The sequence below is a fragment of the Amycolatopsis sp. QT-25 genome, from assembly GCF_029369745.1.
Taxonomy (GTDB): Bacteria; Actinomycetota; Actinomycetes; order Mycobacteriales; family Pseudonocardiaceae; genus Amycolatopsis.
The window spans coordinates 1408324-1432359 of record NZ_CP120210.1; the positions used below are offsets into that span (position 1 = coordinate 1408324).

General features: G+C 71.5%; 4 protein-coding genes. All 4 read left to right on the plus strand.

Features of this window, described 5'->3' with window-relative positions; all coding sequences use genetic code 11:
• The first annotated feature begins 176 nt into the window (after positions 1-176).
• Positions 177-2117: an ABC transporter ATP-binding protein gene (locus P3102_RS06860; protein WP_276367464.1), complete on the plus strand. Its 1941-nt coding sequence runs from the start codon at positions 177-179 to the stop codon at positions 2115-2117.
• Positions 2114-8386: a non-ribosomal peptide synthetase gene (locus tag P3102_RS06865; RefSeq protein ID WP_276367466.1), complete on the plus strand. Its 6273-nt coding sequence runs from the start codon at positions 2114-2116 to the stop codon at positions 8384-8386. The genes P3102_RS06860 and P3102_RS06865 overlap by 4 nt, the downstream gene beginning before the upstream one ends.
• Positions 8383-11568 carry an amino acid adenylation domain-containing protein gene (locus P3102_RS06870; RefSeq protein ID WP_276367467.1) on the plus strand — a complete coding sequence of 1062 codons (3186 nt, stop codon included), beginning with the start codon at positions 8383-8385 and terminating at the stop codon, positions 11566-11568. The genes P3102_RS06865 and P3102_RS06870 overlap by 4 nt, the downstream gene beginning before the upstream one ends.
• A gap of 239 nt (positions 11569-11807) precedes the next feature.
• Positions 11808-24017 (plus strand): non-ribosomal peptide synthetase, encoded by a 12210-nt coding sequence (locus tag P3102_RS06875; protein ID WP_276367469.1) that lies wholly within the window; start codon positions 11808-11810, stop codon positions 24015-24017.
• Positions 24018-24036: the final 19 nt, after the last annotated feature.

Sequence of the window (24036 nt, forward strand, 5' to 3'; positions counted from 1 at the left end):
GGGCGGCCGCCTGAGTGTCGCTTGTGGACAGTGAAAGCCCGCTCGACGGGGATGTTCGTCGATCCCGTGGCAGGTGAACCGAACCCTCCCAAGTGTTCGCTTCGGCCCACTCGTGGACATCGACCCGATTCAGCACGATTGAGATCGCCGACCTGTTCTTCGAGAGGGGTGCCCGCATGGACGCAGTGCTGAACTACGGGGGGGTGAGGAAGAGCGATGACGATCCCGATCCCTGGGAGACCAAGGTTCGTCCCGGGACGGTGCGCCGGGTGCTCACCTACTTCCGCCCGCACATCGGCATGGTCACGCTTTTCGTCCTCGTCGCGGCACTGGAGTCGCTCGTCATCGTCGCGACCCCGTTGCTGCTGAGGGAACTGGTCGACGTCGGCATCGTCGGAAACGATCCGGGAACCGTGCTCCTGATGTCCTGCCTGGCCGCCGTGCTCGCGGTGCTGGGCGCGGCGCTGGCACTGGTGTCGGCCTACATTTCCGGCCGGATCGGGGAAGGGGTCAGCTACGACCTCCGGGTGCAGGCGCTCGATCACGTCCGGCGGCTGCCGATCGCGTTCTTCACCCGCACCCAGACCGGGGTACTGGTCGGCCGGTTGCACACGGACCTGATCATGGCACAGCAGCATTTCGGCGGGCTGCTGATCGCGGCGACCAGTGCGCTCACCGTCATCGTGGTGCTGGCCGAACTGATCTATCTGTCGTGGCTCGTCGCCGTCGTCGTACTGGTGCTGGTGCCGCTGTTCCTCCTGCCCTGGATCCGGGTGGGCCGGGCGATCCAGCGGCGCGCCGGGCGGCTGATGGAAGCCAACGACGGCCTCGGTGGGCTTCTCCACGAGCGATTCAACGTCCAGGGCGCGATGCTCTCGAAACTCTTCGGCCGCCCGGACGAGGAGATCGCCGAGTACCGGAAGCGGGCCGGGCGGATCCGCAAGATCGGCGTGAGCCTTTCCGTCTACGGCCGGATGGCCTTCGTGATGATGTCCCTGGTGGCCTCGCTCGCCACGGCGCTCGTCTACGGGATCGGTGGCGAACTCGTACTCGCCGGGGCCTTCCAGCTCGGGACGCTGGTCGCCATCGCGACCCTGCTCTCGCGGCTGTTCGGGCCGATCACCCAGTTGTCGGGGATGCAGGAGACCGCGCAGACCGTCGTGGTGAGTTTTTCCCGGATCTTCGAGCTGCTCGACCTGAAGCCGCTGATCGAGGAACGCGAAGACGCGGTCGGGCTCGAGAAGGGCGTGGCACCGGACATCGAGTTCCGGAACGTGGCGTTCCGGTACCCCACCGCGGACGAGGTCTCGCTGGCGTCGCTGGAGCATCTGCGGGCCGACCGGGGACGCGGGGAGATACCGCCGGACGTCCTGCGCGACGTGAGCTTCCACGTGCCCGCCGGCACCCTCACCGCGCTCGTCGGTCCGTCCGGCGCGGGGAAGAGCACCATCACCCACCTGGTCTCCCGGCTGTACGACCCGACCTCCGGCAGCATTCGCGCCGGTGGACAGGATCTGCGGGATCTCACCTTCGATTCGCTGCGCGAAACGGTCGGTGTGGTCAGCCAGGACGCCTACCTCTTCCACAACACGATCCGGGAGAACCTGCTCTACGCCCGCCCGACGGCCACCGAGGACGAGCTGATCGAGGCCTGCCGGGGAGCCCAGATCTGGGAGCTCATCGACTCCCTTCCCCAGGGGCTGGACACCGTCTCGGGCGATCGCGGCTACCGCATGTCGGGCGGGGAGAAGCAACGACTGGCCATCGCCCGGCTGCTGCTGAAGGCGCCGACGGTCGTCGTACTCGACGAAGCCACCGCACATCTGGACTCCGAGTCGGAGGCCGCCGTGCAAGCGGCGCTCAAGACCGCCCTGCGCGACCGGACCTCACTGGTGATCGCCCACCGGTTGTCCACGATCCGGGAGGCCGACCAGATCCTCGTGATCGACGGCGGCGGGGTCCGGGAGCGCGGAACGCACGAGGAGTTGCTGGCCGCGGGCGGTCTTTACGCGGACCTCTATCGCACACAGTTCGCCAAGCCGGAAAGCAACGGCGTCAAACGCGGCGGCAACGGGGCGGCGCCGGCGCATCAGGTGGTTCTTGAAGGAGAACGATGAGTCCCGCAGCGCAGGCCACCACGACCGTGCCGGAGCTGTTCGCCCGCCGCGTGCACCGGACACCCGACGCGGTGGCCGTGGTCGACGGTGACCGGGTGCTGACCTATCGGCGGCTCGACGCACTCGCGGACCGGCTGGCCGGGCGGTTGACCGGCCGGGGTGTGCGCCGCGGCGGCCGGGTCGCGGTCATGCTGGACCGCTCGGCGGAGCTGCTGGTGGCGCTGCTCGCCGTCTGGAAGGCAGGGGCGGCGTACGTACCGGTGGACGCCGCCTACCCCGCGCCGCGAGTGGCCTTCATGGTGGCGGACTCGGGCGTGTCCTTGATGGTGTGCTCGGCCGCGACGCGCGACAGCGTGCCGGAGGGGATCGAGGCGATCGAGCCGGACGTCGCGACGGACGGTGACGAGCGCGGAGCGTCGGCGGTCTCGGTGGGGCCGAGGGACCTGGCGTACGTGATGTACACGTCCGGTTCGACGGGCACACCGAAAGGCGTGGCCGTCCCGCACGGCGGCGTCGCGGAGCTGGTCGGCGAGCCCGGATGGGCCGTGGAACCCGGGGACGCGATCCTCATGCACGCGCCGCATTCCTTCGACGCGTCGCTGTTCGAGATCTGGGTGCCGCTGGTGTCGGGTGCCAGGGTGGTGATCGCCGGACCGGGGGCGGTGGATGCCCGGCGCCTCCGGGAGGCGGTCGCGGCCGGGGTGACGCGGGCACATCTGACCGCGGGCAGTTTCCGTGCGGTGGCCGAGGAATCGCCGGAATCGTTCGCGGGGCTGGCCGAGGTGCTGACCGGCGGCGACCTGGTACCCGCGCACGCGGTGGAGCGGGTGCGGGAGGTGAACCCCCGGACGCGGATCCGGCATCTGTACGGCCCGACGGAGACGACGCTCTGCGCGACCTGGCATCTGCTCGCGCCGGGCGACACGCTGGGGGCGGTGCTGCCGATCGGCCGTCCGCTCACGGGCCGGCAGGTCTCCGTGCTCGACGCGGGGCTGCGTCCCGTGGCGCCGGGGGTGATCGGCGACGTGTACCTCGCCGGTTCCGGTCTGGCGGACGGTTACCTGGACCGGGCCGGGCTGACGGCGGAGCGGTTCGTGGCGGATCCGTCCGCGTCCGGGCGGAGGATGTACCGGACCGGGGACCTCGCCCAGTGGACCGCCGACGGCGAGTTGCTGTTCGCGGGCCGGGCGGACGACCAGGTGAAGATCCGCGGGTTCCGGATCGAACCCGGCGAGATCGAGGCCGCGTTGACCGCCCAGCCGGACGTCCACGAGGCCGTGGTGGTCGCGATCGACGGGAAGCTGATCGGCTACGTGGTGGCGGACGCGGAACCCGCCCTCGTCCGCGAGCGTCTCGGTGCGGTGCTGCCGGAGTACCTGGTCCCGGCCGCCGTGCTGTCCCTGGACGCGCTGCCGCTGACCGGCAACGGCAAGGTCGACCGCGCGGCGTTGCCGTCGCCCGACTTCACGGCGAAGACCGCCGCCCGCGAACCCGCCACCGAGCTGGAGCGGATCCTCTGTGGACTGTTCGCGGAGGTGCTCGGCCTCGGCCGAGCCGGTGTCGACGACGGCTTCCTCCAATCGGGCGGGGATTCGATCATCGCGATGCGCCTGGCGGCACGGGCGGCGAAAGCCGGACTGTCCTTGACACTCGCCGAAATCTTCGAGCACGAGACCCCGGCCCGGCTGGCGGTCGCCGCGGCGCGGGCGGTACCGGTCGAGCGGCCAGCCGCCCGCCCGCTGATCGTGCTCAGCGCGGAAGACGAGGCCGAGCTGGCGCTCGCCGCACCGGAGGCCGAGGAGATCTGGCCGCTGGCACCGCTCCAGGCGGGACTGCTCTTCCAGTCGACCCTGGACGACCAGGGGCCCGACAGCCGGCAGGGGCCGGACATCTATCAGGCTCAATGGATCCTGGAGCTGACCGGGCAGTTGGACGTGGCCCGGTTAAGAGCCGCATGGGAGGCGGTTTTCGCCCGGCAGTCCGCGCTTCGGCTGAGTTTTCACCGGCTCGCGTCGGGGAAGACGGTGCAGGCCGTCGCCAAGCACGTCACCTTGCCGTGGCGGGAAGTGGATCTGACGGGCGCGGACGACGCCGACGCGGCCGTCGAAGCCCTGGTGCGGCAGGAACAAGGGAAGCGGTTCGACCTCGCCAAGGCACCGTTGTTCCGGCTCGTGCTGGCCCGGCTGGCCGAGGACCGGCACCGCCTGGTGGTGGTCAGCCACCACATCCTGACCGACGGCTGGTCGGTGGCGGTCGTCCTCAACGAGGTGTCCGAGGCCTACACGGCAGGCGGGCGGCTGCCGGAGCGGACGGGTGTCGCGTCCTACCGGGACTACCTGGCCTGGCTCGACCGGCAGGACAAGGACGCGGCACGCGCGGCGTGGCGGGCCGAACTGTCCGGCATCGACGTGCCCGCGCTGATCGCCAAGACGGACTCCGGTACGGACTACGACTACCGCGTCGTCCACCTCCCGCCGGAGCTGCACTCCAGGCTGGTCGAGTTCTCGCGCGACCACGGGCTGACGCTGAACACCGTGGTACAGGGCGCCTGGGCGATGGTGCTGGCCCGGCTGGTACGGCGGACCGACGTGGTGTTCGGCACCACGGTCGCCGCCCGGCCCGCGGAACTCGCCGGGGTGGAGTCGATGCCGGGGCTCATGATGAACACGGTGCCGATCCGGGTGCCACTGGACGGTGGGCGAACGGTCTTGGACCTGCTCACCGCCCTGCAGGACCGGCAGGTGGCCCTGATGCCGCATCAGCACCTGGGGCTGCCGGAGATCCAGAAGGCGGCCGGGCCGGGTGCGTCCTTCGACACGCTGCTGGTGTTCGAGAACTACCCGAGGGATTTCGCCGACCAGTTCACCTACCTGGGCACGATCGAAGGAACCCATTACCCGCTGACCATCGGGATCATTCCCGGTGAAGGGTTCAAGATCCAGCTCGCCTACTGGCCCGCGCAAATCGATCAGGCGGTCGCCGACTCGGTGCTCGCGTGGTTCGCCGGTGCGCTGCGGGCGATGGTCGACGATCCGGGCGGACTCCTCGGCCGGGTGGAGATCGTCGGAAACCCGGTGCTGGAGTGGGAACCCGCGGTGACGGCCGGGGAACCGCTGCCCGTGCTGATCGGCAGGATGGCGGCGGAGCGACCGGACGCGGTGGCCGTCGCCGACGGTGAAGGCGAGCTGTCCTACGCGCAACTGTGGGAGCGGGCGTCGAAGCTCGCGGCCGTCCTGCGTGCCCGCGGCGTCGGGCGGGAGCGCCGCGTCGGGCTGGTCGTCGGCCGGTCCTCGTGGTGGCTGACCGGGATGCTGGGGGTGGCACTGGCGGGCGGCGTGTTCGTCCCGGTGGATCCCGCGTACCCGGCCGACCGGGTGCGGTTCATCTTCGGGAGCGCGGACCCGATGCTGGTGGTGTGCCAGAGAGGAACGCGGGAGGCGGTGCCGCCGGAGTTCGCGGACCGGCTGGTCGTGCTGGACGAGGTCGACCTGACCGCGGCCCCGGGCGCGGACCTGCCGCGCCTGGACCCGCGTGACGCGGCGTATGTGATCTACACGTCGGGTTCGACCGGTACGCCGAAGGGTGTCGTCGTCACCTACTCCGGCCTGGGCAATCTGGCGATGGCGCATATCGAACGGCTCGCCGTGTCACCGTCGTCCCGTGTCCTGCAGTTCGCGGCGCTGGGCTTCGACACCATCGTGTCCGAGGTGATGATGGCGTTGCTGGCGGGGGCGACGCTGGTGATGCCGCCGGACGAGGATCTGCCGCCGCACGCTTCGCTGATCGACGCGCTGGAACGCTGGGACATCACGCACGTGAAGGCGCCACCGTCCGTGCTGGCCACTGTGGACAGTCTGCCGGACCGGCTGGAAACCGTCACCGCGGCGGGAGAACTCTGTCCGCCGGGACTGGTGGACCGCCTGTCGCCCGGACGGCGGATGATCAACGCCTACGGGCCGACCGAGACCACGATCTGCGCGACGGTGAGCATGCCGTTGTCGCCGGAAGGCGACGTGATCCCGTTCGGGAAGCCGATCGCGGGGGTGCGCGGCTATCTGCTCGACTCGTTCCTGCGTCCGTTGCCGCACGGGATCACGGGTGAGCTGTATCTGGCGGGCGTCGGGGTGGCCCGCGGCTATCTGGGGCGTCCGGCGCTGACGGCCGAGCGGTTCGTCGCCGATCCCTTCGTCCCCGGTGAGCGGATGTACCGCACCGGTGATCTGGCGTACTGGACCGAGGACGGCGAACTGGTCTCCGCCGGACGGGCCGACGACCAGGTCAAGATCCGCGGCTTCCGGGTCGAACCCCGTGAGATCGAGTTCGCCTTGTCCGGCCGCGCCGAGGTCGCCCAGGCCACGGTGACCGTCCGCGACGGCCGCCTGGTGGCGTACGTGGCGCCGGGTGACGTCGATCCGGAAGCGCTGCGGAAGGAACTCGCGGCCCGGATGCCGGCGTACATGGTGCCCGCGGCGGTGATGGCGCTGGACGCCCTGCCGCTGACGCCGCACGGGAAGATCGACCGGAAGGCGTTGCCGGAACCGGACTTCTCCTCGAAGACGGCCGGGCGGGAGCCCGCGACCGAGGCCGAGCGGATCCTGTGCGAGGTGTTCGCCGAGGTGCTCGGGCTGGCACACGTCGGCGTCGAGGACGGTTTCTTCGAACTGGGCGGGGATTCGATCTCGTCGATGCAGGTCGCTTCCCGCGCGCGCCGCGACGGTCTTTCGCTGACCCCGCGGCAGGTGTTCGACCACCGGACCCCTGAACGGCTCGCGCAGCTCGTGGCGGAAACCGCTGTGCCGCATCAGGATCGGTCCGCGATCGCGGACGGTGTGGGTGAGGTCGCGCTGACCCCGGTGATGCGGATGTTCGGCGACGGTGTCACGAAAGCCGGGTTCGCGCAGTGGGTCGTGGTCGGTGCGCCCCCGGAACTGGGGGAGCAGACACTGGCCACCGGGCTGGCGGCGGTGCTGGACACGCACGACATGCTGCGGGCGCGGTTCGTCGACGGCGACGGCGGCGGGCGGCTGGTGGTCGGCGAGCGCGGGTCGGTGGCCGCGACGGGAATCGTCACCCGCGTGCAGGCCGAGGTCGGCTCGCTCGCCGAAGCCACCGAGGCCGCGGCGCGGGAAGCCGTCGGACGGCTGGAGCCCTTCGCGGGGGTGATGGTCCAGGCGGTGTGGGTGGACGCCGGGCCGGATCAGGCGGGCCGGGTGGTCGTGGTGGCACACCACCTCGTCGTCGACGGGGTTTCGTGGCGAATTCTGACGTCCGATCTGCGGTCGGCCTGCGAGGCGGCGGCCGCGGGACGGGAGCCGGCACTGGAGCCGGTGGGCGTGTCGTTCCGCCGGTGGACGGCGCTGCTCGAGGAGTGGGCCGTCTCTGCCGAGCGGGTCGCGGAACTGCCCGCCTGGAAGCGGATTCTCGGTCAAGCGGGGTCACCAGGGCCCGCCCCGGCCGGGGCGGTGCGTTCGCGGTCGTGGACGGTGCCGCCCGCCGAAACGCCGGTGCTGGTGGGCCGGGCTCCGGCGGTGTTCCACTGCGGCGTGCACGAGGTGCTGCTGACCGGGCTGGCGGGAGCGGTGGCCCGGTGGCGCGGTGAGGACACGGTGCTGGTGGACGTGGAGAGTCATGGCCGCCATCCCGCCGAGGGGATGGACCTGTCCCGGACGGTGGGCTGGTTCACCAGTACGCATCCGGTACGGCTGGAGGTGGCCGGGATCGATCTCGCCGAGGTGGTCGCCGGTGGTCCGGCGGCGGGCGCGTTGCTGAAGGCGGTCAAGGAGCAGTCGCGGGCGGTACCCGGCGACGGGCTCGGCCACGGGATGCTGAGGTACCTCAACGGCGAGACGGAACCGGTGCTCGCGGCACTGCCGTCGGCGCGGATCGGCTTCAACTACCTGGGCCGCTTCGTCGCCGGTGAGGCGGAGGACGTGCGGGCGTGGCACTTGGCCGGCGAGATCGGCGGTTCGCTGGATCCGGACATGCGGTTGCCGCACGGTCTCGATGTCAACGCCATCGTCCAGGATCTGCCTGCCGGTCCGGAACTGACGCTCATGGTGGAGTGGTCGGGTGACCTGTTCGAGGACGCCGAGATCGACCGGCTGGTCCGCGAACTGCTGGACACGCTGTCCGGGCTGGCCCGGCAGGCGGAGGACCCCGCCGCCGGTGGGCACACCGCCTCCGATTTCGGTCTTCTGCAGCTCGACCAGGACGAGATCGAGAACTTCGAAGCGCTAGCGGCGGAACTCAGCGAGGGGCGGACATCGTGAACGCGTCAACCACGCGGTCCGGATCGGCGCTCGCGGAGATCTGGCCGCTGTCCCCGATGCAGGAGGGGATGCTCTATCACGCCTCGCTCCTGTCCGAGGACGCTCCCGACATCCAGACGACCCAGCAGACGCAGTTCCTCGACGGACCGCTGGACGCGAAACGGTTCCGGGAATCGTGGGAGATCCTTCTCGACCGGCATGCGGCGCTTCGCGCTTGCTTCCACCGGCGGAAGTCCGGAGAGCCGGTCCAGCTCGTTTTCCGGGGTGCGAAGCTTCCCTGGGCCGAACACGATCTGTCCCACCTGGCCGAACCGGACGCGCTGGCCGAGGTGAGCTCGATCGCGGAGAAGGAGCGGGCCGGGAAATTCGACCTGGCGAAGCCTCCGCTGCTGCGGCTGACGCTGATCCGGCTCGGCCGGGACCGGCACTGCCTGGTGACGACGAGCCATCACCTGGTCATGGACGGGTGGTCGCGGGCGATCCTCGAATCGGAACTCCTCGACATCTACGCGGCGGGCGGGGCCGGCCCGCGGCTGCGGCCCGCGGGCTCCTACGGGGACTATCTGGCCTGGCTCGACCGACAGGACAAGCAGGCGGCCCGAGCGGCGTGGCACGCGGAACTGGCCGGTGCCGACGGATCGTCGCTCGGGCTCCCGGAACGGCCGGGTACGGCGCTCGGCACACCGGCCCGCGAACTGATCCGGCATTCACCGGACTTCACGTCCACGCTGGCCGACTTCGCCCGCGGGCACGGGCTGACGCTGAACACGCTGGTGCAAGGGGCGTGGGCGGTGGTGCTGGCCCGGCTGGCGCGTCGTCGTGACGTGGTGTTCGGCGCGGTGGTTTCGGGGCGCCCCGCGGAGCTGCCCGGCGTGGAACAGACCGTGGGGCTGTTCATCGGCACCGTGCCGGTGCGGGTGCGCCTGGACGGCGGGCAGTCGATCCTCGGGCTCCTGACGGAATTGCAGGAGCGGCAGTCCGCGCTGGTGCCGCATCACCATCTCGGCCTGCCGGAGATCCAGAAGCTCGGCGGGGCGGGTTTCGACACGGTCGTGGGATTCGAGAACTACGCCGATCCGGCGGCGGGCGCGGTCTCCCCGAGCGGCCTCCGCCTGTCCCTGCGGGAGTACCACCAGGCGGCGCCGTACGCGATGACCCTGGTGGTCATGCCCGGCGAGAGTCTCGAGACCGATTTGCAGTACCAGCCGGAGCTGGTCGGCGCGTCCCTGGCCGAACAGGCCCACCGCGGGCTCGTCCGGGTGCTGGAGCGGATGATCGCGGAACCGGCGGCGCCGGTGGGACGGCTCGACGTGGTCGGTGCCGCCGAACGGGAGCTGGTCGTCGAACGGTGGAACGACACCGGCGACGGGGTGCCCGCGGTGTCGGTGCCGGAGTTGTTCCGCGAGCAGGTGCGCAAGGCACCCGGCGCGACGGCGGTGATCGACGGCGACCGGGTCTGGTCCTTCGCGGAGCTCGACGAATGGGCGGGCCGGGTGGCGGGCGCCTTGACGGCGAGGGGGGTGCGCCGGGGCGACCGGGTCGGGGTCGTGCTGGAACGGTCGGCGGAGCTGGTGGCGGCCTGGCTCGGGGTCTGGAAGGCGGGAGCGGCGTTCGTGCCGGTCTCGCCGGACTACCCGGCGGACCGGGTGGCCTTCATGCTGGCGGACTCTTCGGTCGCGGCGGTGGTGTGCGCAGCGGGGACCTCGGATCTGGTGCCCGCGGGATACGCGCGGATCGTGGTGGACGAAGCCATCGAGGGCGCCCTCGCCCCGATCTCCGTCCGGGCGGAGGACCCGGCCTACGTGATCTACACGTCCGGATCGACCGGGACCCCGAAGGGCGTGGTGGTCCAGCACCGGGCCGCGGCGATCCTGGTGGGAGATCCGGGGTGGGCGGTCGGGCCCGGCGACACGGTGCTGATGCACGCTCCGCACACCTTCGACGCGTCGGTGTACGACCTGTGGGTGTCGCTCGGCGCGGGGGCGGGGGTGCTGCTCGCCGAGCCCGGCTTGGTCGACGCGGAGCGGCTCGCCGCCTACGTGACCAAGGGCGTCACCTCGGTGGTGATGATGGCGGGGCAGTTCCGGGCGCTGGCACAGGAGTCGCCGGAGGTCTTCTCGGGATTGCGCGAACTGCTGCTGAGCGGCGACGTGGTGCCGTCCGAGGTGGTGGACCGGGTCCGGCGGGCCTGCCCGCGGTTGCGGATCTGGCACGCGTACGGCCCGACCGAGGCCGCGGTGTGCGTGTCGTCGAAGGCGATCGAGCCGGGGGAGCGGCTCGCGCCGACGTTGCCGATCGGCGGGCCGCTGCCGGGCAGGCGGCTGTATGTGCTGGACCTCTTCCTGCGCCCGGTGCCGCCGGGTGTCGCGGGTGAGCTGTACATCGGCGGCGACGCGGTGGCACAGGGGTATCTGGGCCGCCCGGCGTTGACGTCGGAGCGGTTCGTCGCGGATCCGTTCGCCGCCGGCCGGAGGATGTACCGGACCGGGGACGTGGCGTACTGGACGGACGAGGGCGAGCTGGTGTTCGCCGGCCGGGCCGACGACCAGGTCAAGATCCGTGGCTTCCGGGTGGAGCCGGGTGAGATCGAGGCGGCGCTGGCGGCGCTGCCCGGGGTCGATCAGGCGGTGGTGGTGGCCCGTGACGGCCGGTTGATCGGCTACGTCGTGTCCGGCGGCGAGGTGGATCCGAGACGGCTGCGCGAGCAGGTCGCCGAGACGTTGCCGGACCATCTGGTGCCGGCGGCGGTCGTGGCGGTGGACGCCTTGCCCGTGACGGCGAACGGCAAGGTCGACCGGGCGGCGTTGCCGGATCCCGATTTCGGCGGACTGGTTTCCGGCCGGGAGCCGGTGACCGAAGCGGAGCGGGCGTTGTGCGCGCTCTTCGCCGAAGTGCTCGGTCTGGACCGGATCGGCGCGGACGACAGTTTCTTCGAATTGGGCGGGGATTCGCTCCTGTCGATGCAATTGGCGGCGCGGGCGCATCGCGACGGGATGACGTTCGGCGCGCGGGAGGTGTTCGAGTACCGGACGCCTTCGAAAATCGCGGCGATCATCGGCCGCGGAACGGCCGCCCCCGCCGGGGGAGGGCAGGCGGACGTCGCCCTGCTCGACATCGGACGCGACGAGATCGACGAATTCGAAGCCGAGTTCGACGCCGAGGGTCCCTTCCTCGGTACCTGAAGGCTTCCTTCCTCGCGCCTGGGTACAGGAAGGGCCTTCGTGTACTTCACCTTCACGCTCGACAAAAGGCACCTTGGACATGTTGTCCGGTCCGGCGTTTCAGGCGGATGATCCTTGCACAGGGGGAAAACACCCTGCCTGACGCCGCCATCCTCGACCCGGGCAAAGACGAGATCGAGGAATTCGAGGCTGAGTTCGGCGACGAACTTCAAGCCCTTCGCTGATCGAGGGAGATATTGATGGCTCAGTCGCGGATCGAGGAAATCTGGCCGCTGTCGCCGCTGCAGGCCGGGTTGCTCTTCCACGCGGTCTACGACGGTGAAGGCCCCGACGTCTACATAGGACAGTGGATCCTGGACCTCGACGGGCCGGTGGACGCCGGAAGGCTGCGCGAGGCCTGGGCGGCCGTGCTGGCCAGGCACGCCCCGCTGCGGGCCTGCTTCCGGCAGCGCAAAACGGGTGAGACGGTACAGCTCATCGCCCGGCAGGTGGAACTGCCGTGGCGGGAGGTCGACCTCTCCCACCTCGAAGACGCCGAAGAAGCCGTGCGGGAACTCTCCGAAGAGGACCGGACGAAGCGCTTCGATCTCGCGCAGGCACCGTTGCTGCGCTTGACTTTGCTCCGGCTCGGGCAGGAAACGCACCGCCTCGTGGTGACCTGTCACCACACGATCCTCGACGGCTGGTCGCTGCCGATCGTGGTCGACGAGATGTCGGAACTGTACGCGGCGGGCGGGGACAGGCCGTCGCTGCCGGAAGTGACCTCCTACGGGGCCTATCTCGCGTGGCTGAACCGGCAGGACAAGACGCGGTCGCTGTCGGCGTGGACGGCGGAGCTGAGCGGTGCCGAGGAGCCGACACTGGTGGCGCCCGCCGATTCCGGCCGGGCGCCGTCGGTACCGGAGAGCGTCGAGGTCCGGCTTCCGTCGGCTCTCCTGCGCTCGCTGGGTGAGCTGGCCCGCGGGCAGGGGTTGACGCTGAACACGGTCGTCCAGGGCGCGTGGGCGATGGTGCTGGCGCGGCTCGCCGGCCGGACCGACGTGGTGTTCGGCGCGACGGTGTCGGCGCGCCCGCCGGATCTGCCCGGCGTGGAAGGAATGGTGGGGCTGTTCCTCAACACGGTTCCCGTGCGCGTGCGGCTGCACGGCGCCACCCCGGTCACGGAACTGCTGACGGATCTGCAGAAACGGCAGTCGGCCCTCATCCCCGACCAGTACGTGGGGTTGGCGGACATCCAGCACGAGGCCGGCCCCGGTGCCGTCTTCGACACGCTGATCGTCTTCGAGAAGTTCCACCACGAGCCCGGCGACCGGGAAACCCTGGTCACCAGGATCAACCAGGGCCGGATCGCCGCCCACTACCCGCTGACACTGGTCGCCGTCCCCGGCGAGTCGCTGCTCCTCAAACTCGACTATCTGCCGGATCTGTTCGACCGGGACACCGCGCTTTCCATCCTCGAACGCTTCGGTGAGGTGCTGCGCCGCCTGACCGGCGCGGCCGACCTCACGGTGGCCGACGTTGAGGTGACGACCGGGGCCGAACGCGACCTGGTGGTGAACCACTGGGGTGCCGCGTCCGCCCCGGCGCCGGGCACGCTTCCCCTGGGGCTGTTCGACGACCAGGTCGAGAGCCGCCGTGACGAGATCGCGGTCGTCGAGGGTGACTCGGCGCTGTCCTACGGCGAACTGGCCGGGCACGCGGAGCGGATCGCCGGTTACCTGACCGGCCGGGGCGTCCGGCGCGGTGATCGCGTGGCCGTGGTGATGGACCGCTCGCGCGATCTCGTCGCGACGTTGCTCGCGGTGTGGAAAGCGGGCGCGGCGTACGTCCCGGTCGACCCCGCCTATCCGGTGGACCGCGTGAAGTTCATGCTCTCCGACGCCGATCCGGCGGCGGTGGTGTGCACGGAAACGTACCGGAGCGCGGTGCTGGACGGAGGGCTCGAACCGATCGTCCTCGACGATCCGGCGACGCGGCAGGCGGTGGCCGGGGCCACTCGCCGCCCGGCCGCCGTGAGCGCGCACGACGTCGCCTACGTGATGTACACGTCGGGTTCGACCGGCACGCCGAAGGGGGTCGCGGTGTCCCACGGCGATGTCGCGGCACTGGTCGGGGAGCCCGGCTGGCGGGTCGGCCCCGGAGACACCGTGCTGATGCACGCCTCGCACGCTTTCGACATCTCCTTGTTCGAGCTGTGGGTGCCGTTGCTCACGGGTGCCCGGCTGATGCTCGCCGGACCGGGGGCGGTGGACGGCGAAGCGCTCGCGGGTTACGTCGCCGCGGGGGTCACGGCCGCCCACCTCACCGCGGGCTCCTTCCGCGTGCTGGCGGAGGAGGCGCCGGAGTCGGTCGCCGGTCTGCGCGAGGTGCTGACCGGTGGGGACGCCGTGCCACTGGCGGCGGTGGAGCGGGTGCGAAAGGTGTGCCCGGAGGTGCGGGTGCGGCATCTCTACGGTCCGACGGAAGCCACGTTGTGTGCGACCTGGTGGGTAGTGGAACCCGGTGCCCCGACGGGATCGGTGCTGCCGATCGGCCGTCCGCTCGCGGGACGGCGGGCCTACGTCCTCGACGCGTTCCTGCGGCCCGTGCCACCGGGGTCGCCGGGGGAGCTGTACGTCGCCGGAGCCGGTGTGGCGCAGGGCTACCTGAGCCGTTCGGCGTTGACGGCCGAGCGGTTCGTCGCCGATCCGTTCGTTCCCGGCGCGCGGATGTACCGGACCGGGGATCTGGCGTCCTGGACCGGCGAGGGCACGCTGGTCTTCGCCGGACGCGCCGACGATCAGGTGAAGATCCGCGGGTACCGGGTGGAGCCCGGTGAGGTCGAGGCCGCCCTCGCCGCCCTGCCCGGTGTCGGTCAGGCGGTGGTGCTCGCCCGGCACGAGCAGCTGATCGGTTACGTGGTCGCCGAAGCCGGACAGGACGCCGACCCGGCGCGGCTGCGCGAACGGCTCGCCGGGACGCTGCCCGAATTCATGATCCCGGCCGCGCTGCTGGTGCTGGACGAGTTGCCGTTGACGGTCAACGGCAAGGTGGACCGGCAGGCGCTGCCCGAACCGGACTTCTCCTCGAAGGCGGCGGGCCGCGAGCCCTCGACCGAGGCCGAACGAGTCCTTTGTGGAGTGTTCGCCGACGTGCTCGGCCTGGAGCGGGTCGGCGTGGAGGACAGCTTCTTCGAGCTGGGCGGCGACTCGATCTCGTCGATGCAGGTCGCCGCCCGCGCGCGGCGCGAGGGCATCTCCCTGACACCGCGGCTGGTGTTCGAACACCGGACCCCCGGCAGGCTGGCGGTGCTGGCGAACGAGGCCCCGGTACGTAAGTTCACTGCGGACAGTGCGGCCACGGGTGTCGGTGAGATCCCGTGGACGCCGGTGATGCGGGCCCTCGGGAAGGACGCCTTGCGCCCCGGTTTCGCGCAGGCGCGCATCGTCGTCACTCCGGCGGGCTTCGACCCGGACGCACTCCCGAAGGCCCTGCAAGCCGTGCTGGACGTGCACGACCTTCTCCGGGTCCGCGTGGAATCCGATGGACGGCTGATGGTGGCCGCGCCGGGTGCGGTGGCCGCGGCCGGTCTGGTGACGCGGGTGGCGGCGGGCAGCGGTGATATCGGTGACAGCGGTGATGTCGATGAACTCGCCGAGCGCGAGGCCAGGACGGCGGCGGGCACGCTGGACCCGGCGGCGGGAATCGTGGCGCGGCTCGTCTGGATCGACGCCGGGAACGCCGAGCCGGGCCGGTTGGCCTTCGTGGCGCATCACCTGGCGGTGGACGCGGTCTCGTGGGGGATCCTGCTGCCGGATCTCCGGGCGGCTTACGACGAGGTCGTCGCCGGTGGAACCCCCGCACTCGAACCCGCGACGACGTCGTACCGGCAGTGGGCGCGACGGCTGACCGAGCAGGCCTCGCGTGAGGACACCGTGGCCGAACTCGACCGGTGGATCGCCGTGCTGGAGGGCGCGAAACCGGCGCTGGAACCGCACGCCGGGCAGGCGCACTCGTGGTCGGCGACCCTGTCCGGATCCGTGGCGCGCGCCTTGGTCGCCCGGGTGCCGGGAGCTTTCCACTGTGGCGTGCAAGACGTCCTGCTGGCCGGGCTCGCCGGTGCGGTGGCCGCCGACGCCGCGGTTCTGGTGGACGTGGAAGGCCACGGCCGCGACGCCGCCGACGGTGAGGACCTGGTGCGCACCGTCGGCTGGTTCACCAGCGTTCATCCGGTCCGGCTCGACGTTTCCGGTGTCGATCTCCCGGCCGCGGCGGCCGGGGGAACGGCGGCGGGGGAGTTGCTGAAGACGGTCAAGGAACAGGTCGGCGCCGTTCCCGGCGACGGGCTCGGTCATGGACTGCTGCGCCATCTCAACCCCGACACCCGGGCCAGGCTGGCCGGGCTCCCGTCCGCGCAGATCGGCTTCACCTATCTCGGCCGTTCCGGGCACGCCGCCGGGGACGGCGCGTGGCGGCTGACCGACGGGTCGCTCGGCGGTGGCCCGGAGATGGTCCTCGGCCACGCACTGGAGGCCGGCGCGGACGTGCAGGACACGCCGGCCGGACCCCGGCTGAGGCTCGTCGTGGAAGGCCGGGATCTCGACCCCGCCACGGTGGAGCGGCTCGGCGAGGCCTGGGCGGAGATGCTGACCGGTCTCGCGGCCCACGGCGCCGCTCCCGGCGCCGGTGGGCACACACCGTCCGATTTCGCTCTCGTCGCTTTGACGCAGCGGGACGTCACGGAACTCGAGGCCGCGGCGCCGGGACTGACGGACATCTGGCCGCTGTCCCCGCTGCAGGAAGGCATGCTCTTCGAACGTGCCTTCGACGAGGACGGCGTCGACGTCTACCAGAGCCAGCGGATCCTCGACCTCGACGGACCGCTCGACGCGCGACGGCTGCGCGCCGCCTGGAACCGGGTGCTCTCCCGGCACGAATCGCTCCGGGCGGGCTTCCACCAGCTCGGCTCGGGTGAAACGGTGCAGGTCATCGTCGACGCGGCCGAAATCCCTTGGCGTGAAGCCGATCTGTCGCAGCTCGACGAGGCGGACGCGGCCGTGGAGACCGCCCGCCTGCTCGCGGAGGACCAGGCGGAACGGTTCGACGTGACCCGGGCGCCGCTGCTCCGGCTCACGCTGATCCGCCTCGGCGCGGACCGGCATCGCCTCGTGGTGACGTCGCACCACGTGATCCTGGACGGCTGGTCGACACCGCTCGTCTTGGGCGAGGTGTCGACCGCCTACGCGGGCGGCCGGAACCTTCCGCCGGCACCGTCCTATCAGGACTACTTGGCGTGGCTGAATGAACAGGACGAGAAGGCGACCCGCGCGGCTTGGCGGGCCGAGCTCGCCGGCGCGGACGAACCGACCGTGGTGGACGCCGACGCGGGCAAGACGATGGTGATGCCGGACAACCACGCCGAATCGCTGTCCGAGGAGGAGACGCGGGCCCTCGCCGACTTCGCCCGTGGTCATGACCTGACGTTGAGCACGATCCTGCAGGCCGCGTGGGCCTTGGTACTGGCGCGGCTGGCGGGCCGGACCGATGTGGTGTTCGGCAACGTGGTGTCCGGGCGGCCGGCGGAGGTGCCGGACGTCGAGCGGGTGGTGGGGATGTTCATCAACACCGTCCCGGCCCGGGTGCGGTTCGACGGCGGCCGGTCGGTGCTGGAGACGCTCCGGGACCTGCAGGCGCGGCAGTCGACGCTGTCCGAGCACCAGTACCCGGGGCTGCCGGAGATCCAGAAGGCGGCGGGGCCGGGCGCGGTCTTCGACACCATCGTGATGATCGAGAACTACCCGCACACCGCCGACGGTCTCGGCGACGACGGCGGGATCAAGATCGGCTCGGTCGCCACCCGGACTGGCACCAGCTATCCGCTGAGCATGAACGCCGGTCTCGGGGATCGCTTGCGGGTCAACGTGTCCTACCGGCCGGACCGGATCAGCCGGGAGACGGCCGCCGAGGTCGCGAGGCAGGTCGTGCGGGTCGCCGGACGGATACCCGCGGAGGCTTCGCTTCCCGTCGGCCGCCTGGCCGTGACGAGCGAAGCGGCACGCGCGTCGGTGGTGGAGCGCTGGAACTCGACCGGCGAAGCGCACGGCGGGCCGTCCGTGGTCGAGGCGTTCCGGAGCAGGGTGGGCGCCTCGCCGGAGGCGGTGGCGGTCGTCGACGGGGGACGCACCCTGTCCTACGCCGAGCTGGACCGCGCATCGGATCGCCTGGCGGGATACCTGGCCGCGACCGGCGTCCGGCGCGGTGACCGCGTCGGCGTGGTGCTGGAGCGCGGCGTGGACCTGCTCGTCGCCCTCCTCGCGGTGTGGAAAGCGGGGGCGGCGCAGGTCCCGGTGAACACGGACCATCCCGCGGACCGGATCGAACGGATGCTGTCCGACGCCGGGGCGTCGGTGGCGGTCTGCGTGGAGAAGACCCGGACCGCGGTGCCGGACAAGGTCGAGCCGGTGGTCGTGGACGCGCCGGAAGTCGCGGGAGCACGGCACGGGGCACCGTCGCTCACGGTCGGAGCGCACGACGTGGCCTACGTGATGTACACGTCGGGGTCGACCGGTGTGCCGAAGGGAGTCGCGGTACCGCACGGCAGCGTGGCGGCACTGGCCTGCGACCCCGGCTGGTCGCAGGACCCCGGTGATCGCGTGCTGCTGCACGCGTCCCACGCGTTCGACGCCTCGCTGGTCGAGATCTGGGTGCCACTGGTCAGCGGTGCCGCCGTCGTGGTCGCGGAGCAGGGGGCGGTCGACGCGCAGCGGTTGCGGGAAGCGATCGGACGCGGCGTGACCACCGTCCACCTGACGGCCGGGACCTTCCGGGTCGTGGCCGAGGAGTCGCCGGAGGCCTTCACCGGGCTGCGGGAGATCTTGACCGGCGGTGACGCCGTGCCGCTCGCCTCCGTCGCGCGGATGCGCCGGGCGTGCCCGGAGGTCCGGTTCCGCCAGCTCTACGGACCCACCGAGATCACCTTGTGCGCCACGTGGCTCGTCCTCGAACCGGGGGCCGGAACGGGGGACACCCTGCCGATCGGCGGGCCGCTGGACGGCAGGCAGGCCTACGTCCTCGACGCGTTCCTCCAGCCGGTGGCGCCGAACGTGACCGGGGAGCTGTACCTCGCCGGCGCCGGGCTGGCACACGGCTACGCGGGCGCCACCGGTCAGACGGCGCGGCGGTTCGTCGCCAACCCGTTCTCCTCCGGCGAGCGCATGTACCGCACCGGGGACCTGGCGCGCTGGACCGACGACGGCGAGCTGCTGTTCGCCGGGCGTGCCGACGCCCAGGTGAAGATCCGTGGCTATCGCGTCGAGCCGGGTGAGATCGAGGCCGCGCTGACGGAGGTCCCCGGCGTCGCGCAGGCGGTCGTGGTGGCACGGGAAGAGCGTCCCGGCGAGAAGCGGCTGATCGCCTACGTCACCGCGGAATCGGGACAGAGCCTGGAATCCGGCGCGATCCGCGAGCGGCTCGCGGACCGGCTGCCGGAGTTCATGGTGCCCGCCGCGGTGCTGGTGCTGGACACCTTCCCGCTGACGCTCAACGGGAAGATCGACCGCGCGGCCCTGCCCGCCCCCGAATTCACCGGGAAGCAGGCCGGTCGCGCCCCGCGCACCGAGACCGAACGCGTGCTGTGCGACCTGTTCGCCGAGATCCTCGGGCTGGACCGGGTCGGCGCCGACGACGGTTTCTTCGAGCTGGGCGGGGACTCGATCCTCTCCATGCGCTTGGCCGCCCGTGCGCGGCGCGAGGACCTCGTCTTCGGCGCGAAGCAGGTCTTCGAGCAGAAGACCCCCGCGGCGATCGCGGCGATCGCCGAACGCGGCGGGGTGGCACGGCCCGACGCCGAGGACGGTGTCGGTGAAGTCGCCTGGACGCCGGTCATGCGGGCGTTGATCGACCGTGATCACCACGCGATGACGCGGGGGGCGCTCGCGCAGTGGGTCACCGTCGGTGCGCCCGAAGACCTGTCCGCAGAGGTGCTGACCGCCGGTTTGCGCGCCGTGATCGACGCCCACGACCTGGTGCGGAGCCGGGTCGTCGAGCACGACGGGGAAGAGCCCCGGCTGGTCGTGGCCGACCGGGGAACGGTCGACGCGGCGAGGCTGGTCCAACGGGTCGAGGCCGGCACGGGTGACCTCGACGAGGTCGCGGATCGGTGCGCCCACGAGGCGGCCGGACGGCTGGATCCCGCCGGCGGAGTGATGGTCCAGGTGGTGTGGGTGGACGCGGGACCCGGCCGGAGGGGGCGGCTCGTCGTGGTGGCCCACCACATCGCGGTCGACGTGGTGTCGTGGCGCGTCCTGCTGCCGGACCTGCGACTGGCCTGTGAAGCCGTGGCCGACGGCCGGGAGCCGGTGCTCGATCCGGCGCACGTGTCGTTCCGGCGCTGGGCGCGGACACTGACCGAACAGGCGGTGAGCCGCACCGCCGAACTCGAAACGTGGACGCGGATCCTCGACGGGGCACCGGCGCGGGTGGGCGAACTCGACCGGTCGCGGGACACCGTGTCGACCGCGGGGCGCAGGTCCTGGACCCTGCCACGGGACCGGGCGAGCGTGCTCGTGGAGAAGGCCACCTCGGCCTTCCACTGCGGTGTCCACGAGGTGCTGCTGGCCACCCTGGCCGGCGCGGTGGCCCACTGGCGCGGCGGTACCGCCGTCGTGGTGGACGTCGAAGGGCACGGCCGTCAGCCCCTCGACGAACTGGACCTGTCGCGGACGGTCGGCTGGTTCACCGACGTGCATCCGCTCCGGCTGGACGTGGCCGGGGTGGACACCGCCGAAGCGCTCGCCGGTGGTGGCGCGGCGGGCAGCCTGCTGAAGAAGGTCAAGGAAAACGTGCGGGCCGTGCCCGACGGGGGCCTCGGCTACGGAATGCTGCGGTACCTCAATGCCGAGACGGGCCGGGTACTGGCGGCGCTGCCGGAGGCGGAGATCGGGTTCAACTACCTCGGTCGTTTCTCCGCCCGGCGCGGCGGCGCGGCGGAGCCCTGGGAGATCGCGGGGACCATCGGCGGCACGGCGGAACAGGACGCGCCGTTGCGTCACGTCGTGGAGATCGACGCGGTCGTGCTGGACTCCGCCGACGGACCCGAGTTCGGCCTGACCGTGACGTGGGCCGGGCGGGTGCTCGGCGAGGCCGACGCGGAGTCGCTCGCGAAGGCGTGGCTGGCCATGCTGACCGGCCTCGCCGCCCACGTCGGCGACGACCGCTCCGGCGGGTACACGCCGTCGGACTTCCCGCTCACCGCGCTGACGCAGCGAGAGGTGGAAGAGGTCGAGGCCGCCGTACCGGGCCTGCAGGACATCTGGCCGCTCTCGCCACTGCAGGAAGGTCTGCTGTTCCACGCCGCCGACGAGCGCGGCCCGGACGTCTACGCGAGCCTGCGGACCCTCGCCCTCGACGGTCCGCTGGACGTCCCCCGCTTCCGGGCCTCGTGGCAGGCGCTGCTCGACCGGCATCCCGCCCTGCGCGCGAGTTTCCACCAGCTCGAGTCCGGCGAGGCCGTGCAAGCGGTCGCCCGCGAGGTGGCGGTGCCGTGGCTGGAGACCGATCTCTCCCACCTGCCCGAAGACGAGGCGCTGGCGGAGTTCGACCGTCTCGCCGCGGCACTGCACGCCGAACGGTTCGACCTGACCCGGGCACCGTCGCTGCGACTGCATTTGGTGCGCCTCGGGGAAGGACAGCACCGGCTGGCCCTCGCGTCGCACCACATCGCGGCCGACGGGTGGTCGCTTCCGCTCCTCATCATCGACGTGGTGGCGGCCTACGAAGCCGGCGGCGACGGCCGGGCCCTGCCCGTCCCGACGTCGTACCGCGACTACCTCACCTGGCTCGCCCGCCAGGACAAGGCGGCCGCCAGGGAGGCATGGCGGACCGAACTCGCGGGACTCGACGAGGCGACCCACGTCGTGCCGCCGGACTCGATCATCGCGCCCATCGAACCCGACCGCGTCACGTTCGAACTCGGCGAGGACGAGAGCAGGCGGCTGGTCGAATTCACCCGCGGTCACGGCATCACGGTGAACACGCTGTTCCAAGGGGTCTGGTCGCTGCTCCTCGCCCGGCTGACCGGACGCGACGACGTGGTCTTCGGTGCCACGGTGGCCGGGCGCCCGCCCGAGATCCCCGGTGTCGAGTCCGCCGTCGGCCTGTTCATGAACATGCTGCCGGTCCGGGCTCGCCTGACCGGCGCCGAACCGTTCGTCGACATGCTGGCGGACCTGCAGGAACGTCAGGTCGGGATGATGGCGCACCAGCACATCGGGCTGGCCGAGATCAACCAGCTGGTCGGGCCGGGCGCGGCGTTCGACACGATCGTCGTCTTCGAGAACCCGCCGTCCCCGCTGAGCCCGTCCGACGACCCCGACGCGCTCGTCATGCGTCCGGCGGCGATCCCGAACGACACCGGGCACTACCCGCTGTCCATGCGGGTGTCCGCGGCCGGGGGCATCCGCGGTGAATGCATCTACCGCCCGGACGCCTACGACCGGGCACAGGCCGAAGAGGTCGTCGCGTCGATCCTCCAGGCCGTGGCGCAGGTCGTGGCCGAGCCGCGGCTGCCGGTGGGCCGGGTCGCCCTGCTCGCGCCGGAACAGCGCCGTCTGGTGGTGGACGAGTGGAACCGGACCGACGTCCCGTTCGACGCCGAGGCACTGCCGGTGCTGTTCCGCAGGCAGGTGGAGCGGTCGCGGGACGCGGTGGCGGTGGAGGACGCCAGGCGCCGCCTGTCGTTCGGCGAGCTGCTCGACGAGGTGGAATCCCTGGCCCGGCTGCTCGTGGGGCTGGGTGTGCGGCGGGAGACCAGGGTGGGCGTGGTGGTCGGCCGCTCGGCCGAGCTGGCGGTGACCCTGATGGCGGTGTCGTTCGCCGGTGGGTCGTTCGTGCCGGTCGATCCGGACTACCCGCGAGAACGGATCGAGCTGATGCTGACGAGTTCGGCACCCGAAGTACTGGTGTGCACCACCGCCACCCGGTCGGTCGTGCCCCCGGGGTTCGCGGGCTCGGTGCTGGTGCTGGACGAGCTGCCCGCTTCCGATCCCGACGTGGTGCTGCCGCGGGTCGCGGCGACCGACGCGGCGTACGTCATCTACACGTCGGGGTCGACCGGCGTGCCCAAGGGGGTGATGGTCACCCACTCCGGACTCGGCAACCTCGCCGCGGCGCATATCGAGCGCCTTGGCGTCACGTCCTCCTCGCGCGTCCTGCAATTGTCCGCCATCGGTTTCGACGCCATCGTTTCCGAGCTGTACATGGCTTTGCTGGCGGGCGGGACGCTGGTGCTGCCCGACGCGGAGAGCATGCCGCCGCGGGTGACCCTCGGCGACGCGCTGCGGCGGTGGGGCATCACCCATCTCACCGTGTCGCCGAGCGTGCTGGCCGCGGAGGAGGACCTGCCGGACAGCCTGGAAAGCGTGCTGACGGGCGGCGAGGTGTGCACGCCCGCGCTGGCGGACCGCTGGTCACCGGGCCGCCGGATGATCAACGCGTACGGGCCGACCGAGACGACGATCTGCTCGACGATGAGTTCCCCGTTGTCACCGGGACACGAAGTGGTCCCGCTCGGCGGCCCGATCCGGAACGTGCGGCACTACGTACTCGACTCCTTCCTGCAGCCGGCGGCGCCCGGAGTGGCGGGGGAGCTCTACATCGCGGGGGTCGGCCTCGCCCGCGGTTACCTCGGGCGTCCGGGGCTGACGGCGGAACGGTTCGTCGCCAGCCCGTTCGCCCCCGGGGAGCGGATGTACCGCACCGGCGACCGGTTCCGCTGGACCACCGACGGGCAGCTGATGTTCGTCGGCCGGGCCGACGCGCAGGTCAAGGTGCGCGGATACCGGGTCGAGCCCGCCGAGATCGAGACCGTGCTGTCGGAGCATCCAGGGGTCTCCCAGGTGGCCATCGCCGTCCACCGGGACGGGCCGGGCGACAAGCAACTGGTGGCCTACATCGTGCCGTCGGCGGACACCCCCGCCGGCCCGCTGATGACCGCGCTGCGCGAGCTGGCCGCCGAACGACTGCCGGAGTACATGCTTCCTTCGGCGTTCGTCCCGCTGGACAAGATGCCGCTCACGCCCAACGGCAAGCTCGACCATCGGGCGCTCCAGGCTCCCGACTTCGCCGGGCTGACCTCCGGACGGGATCCGCGCACGGCCACGGAAAAACGGCTGTGCGAACTGTTCGCGGAAGTGCTCGGCCTGGACCGCGTGGGTGCCGACGACAGCTTCTTCGAACTCGGCGGCGACTCGATCACCTCGATGCAGCTGTCCGCCCGTGCGCGCCGGAAGGGGCTGGAACTGACCCCCTGGCAGGTGTTCGAAGAAAAGACGCCGGAACGGCTGGCGGAGCTCGTCACGGAACTCCCGGCCGAAGGCGGGAACACCGTCGCGCCGGAACCCGAGGCGGGCATGCTCGTCGCCCTTTCCCCTGACCAGTTGGACCAACTCGAGGCCGGATTGGCCCGCGATTAACCGCCATAAGGAGCAGATC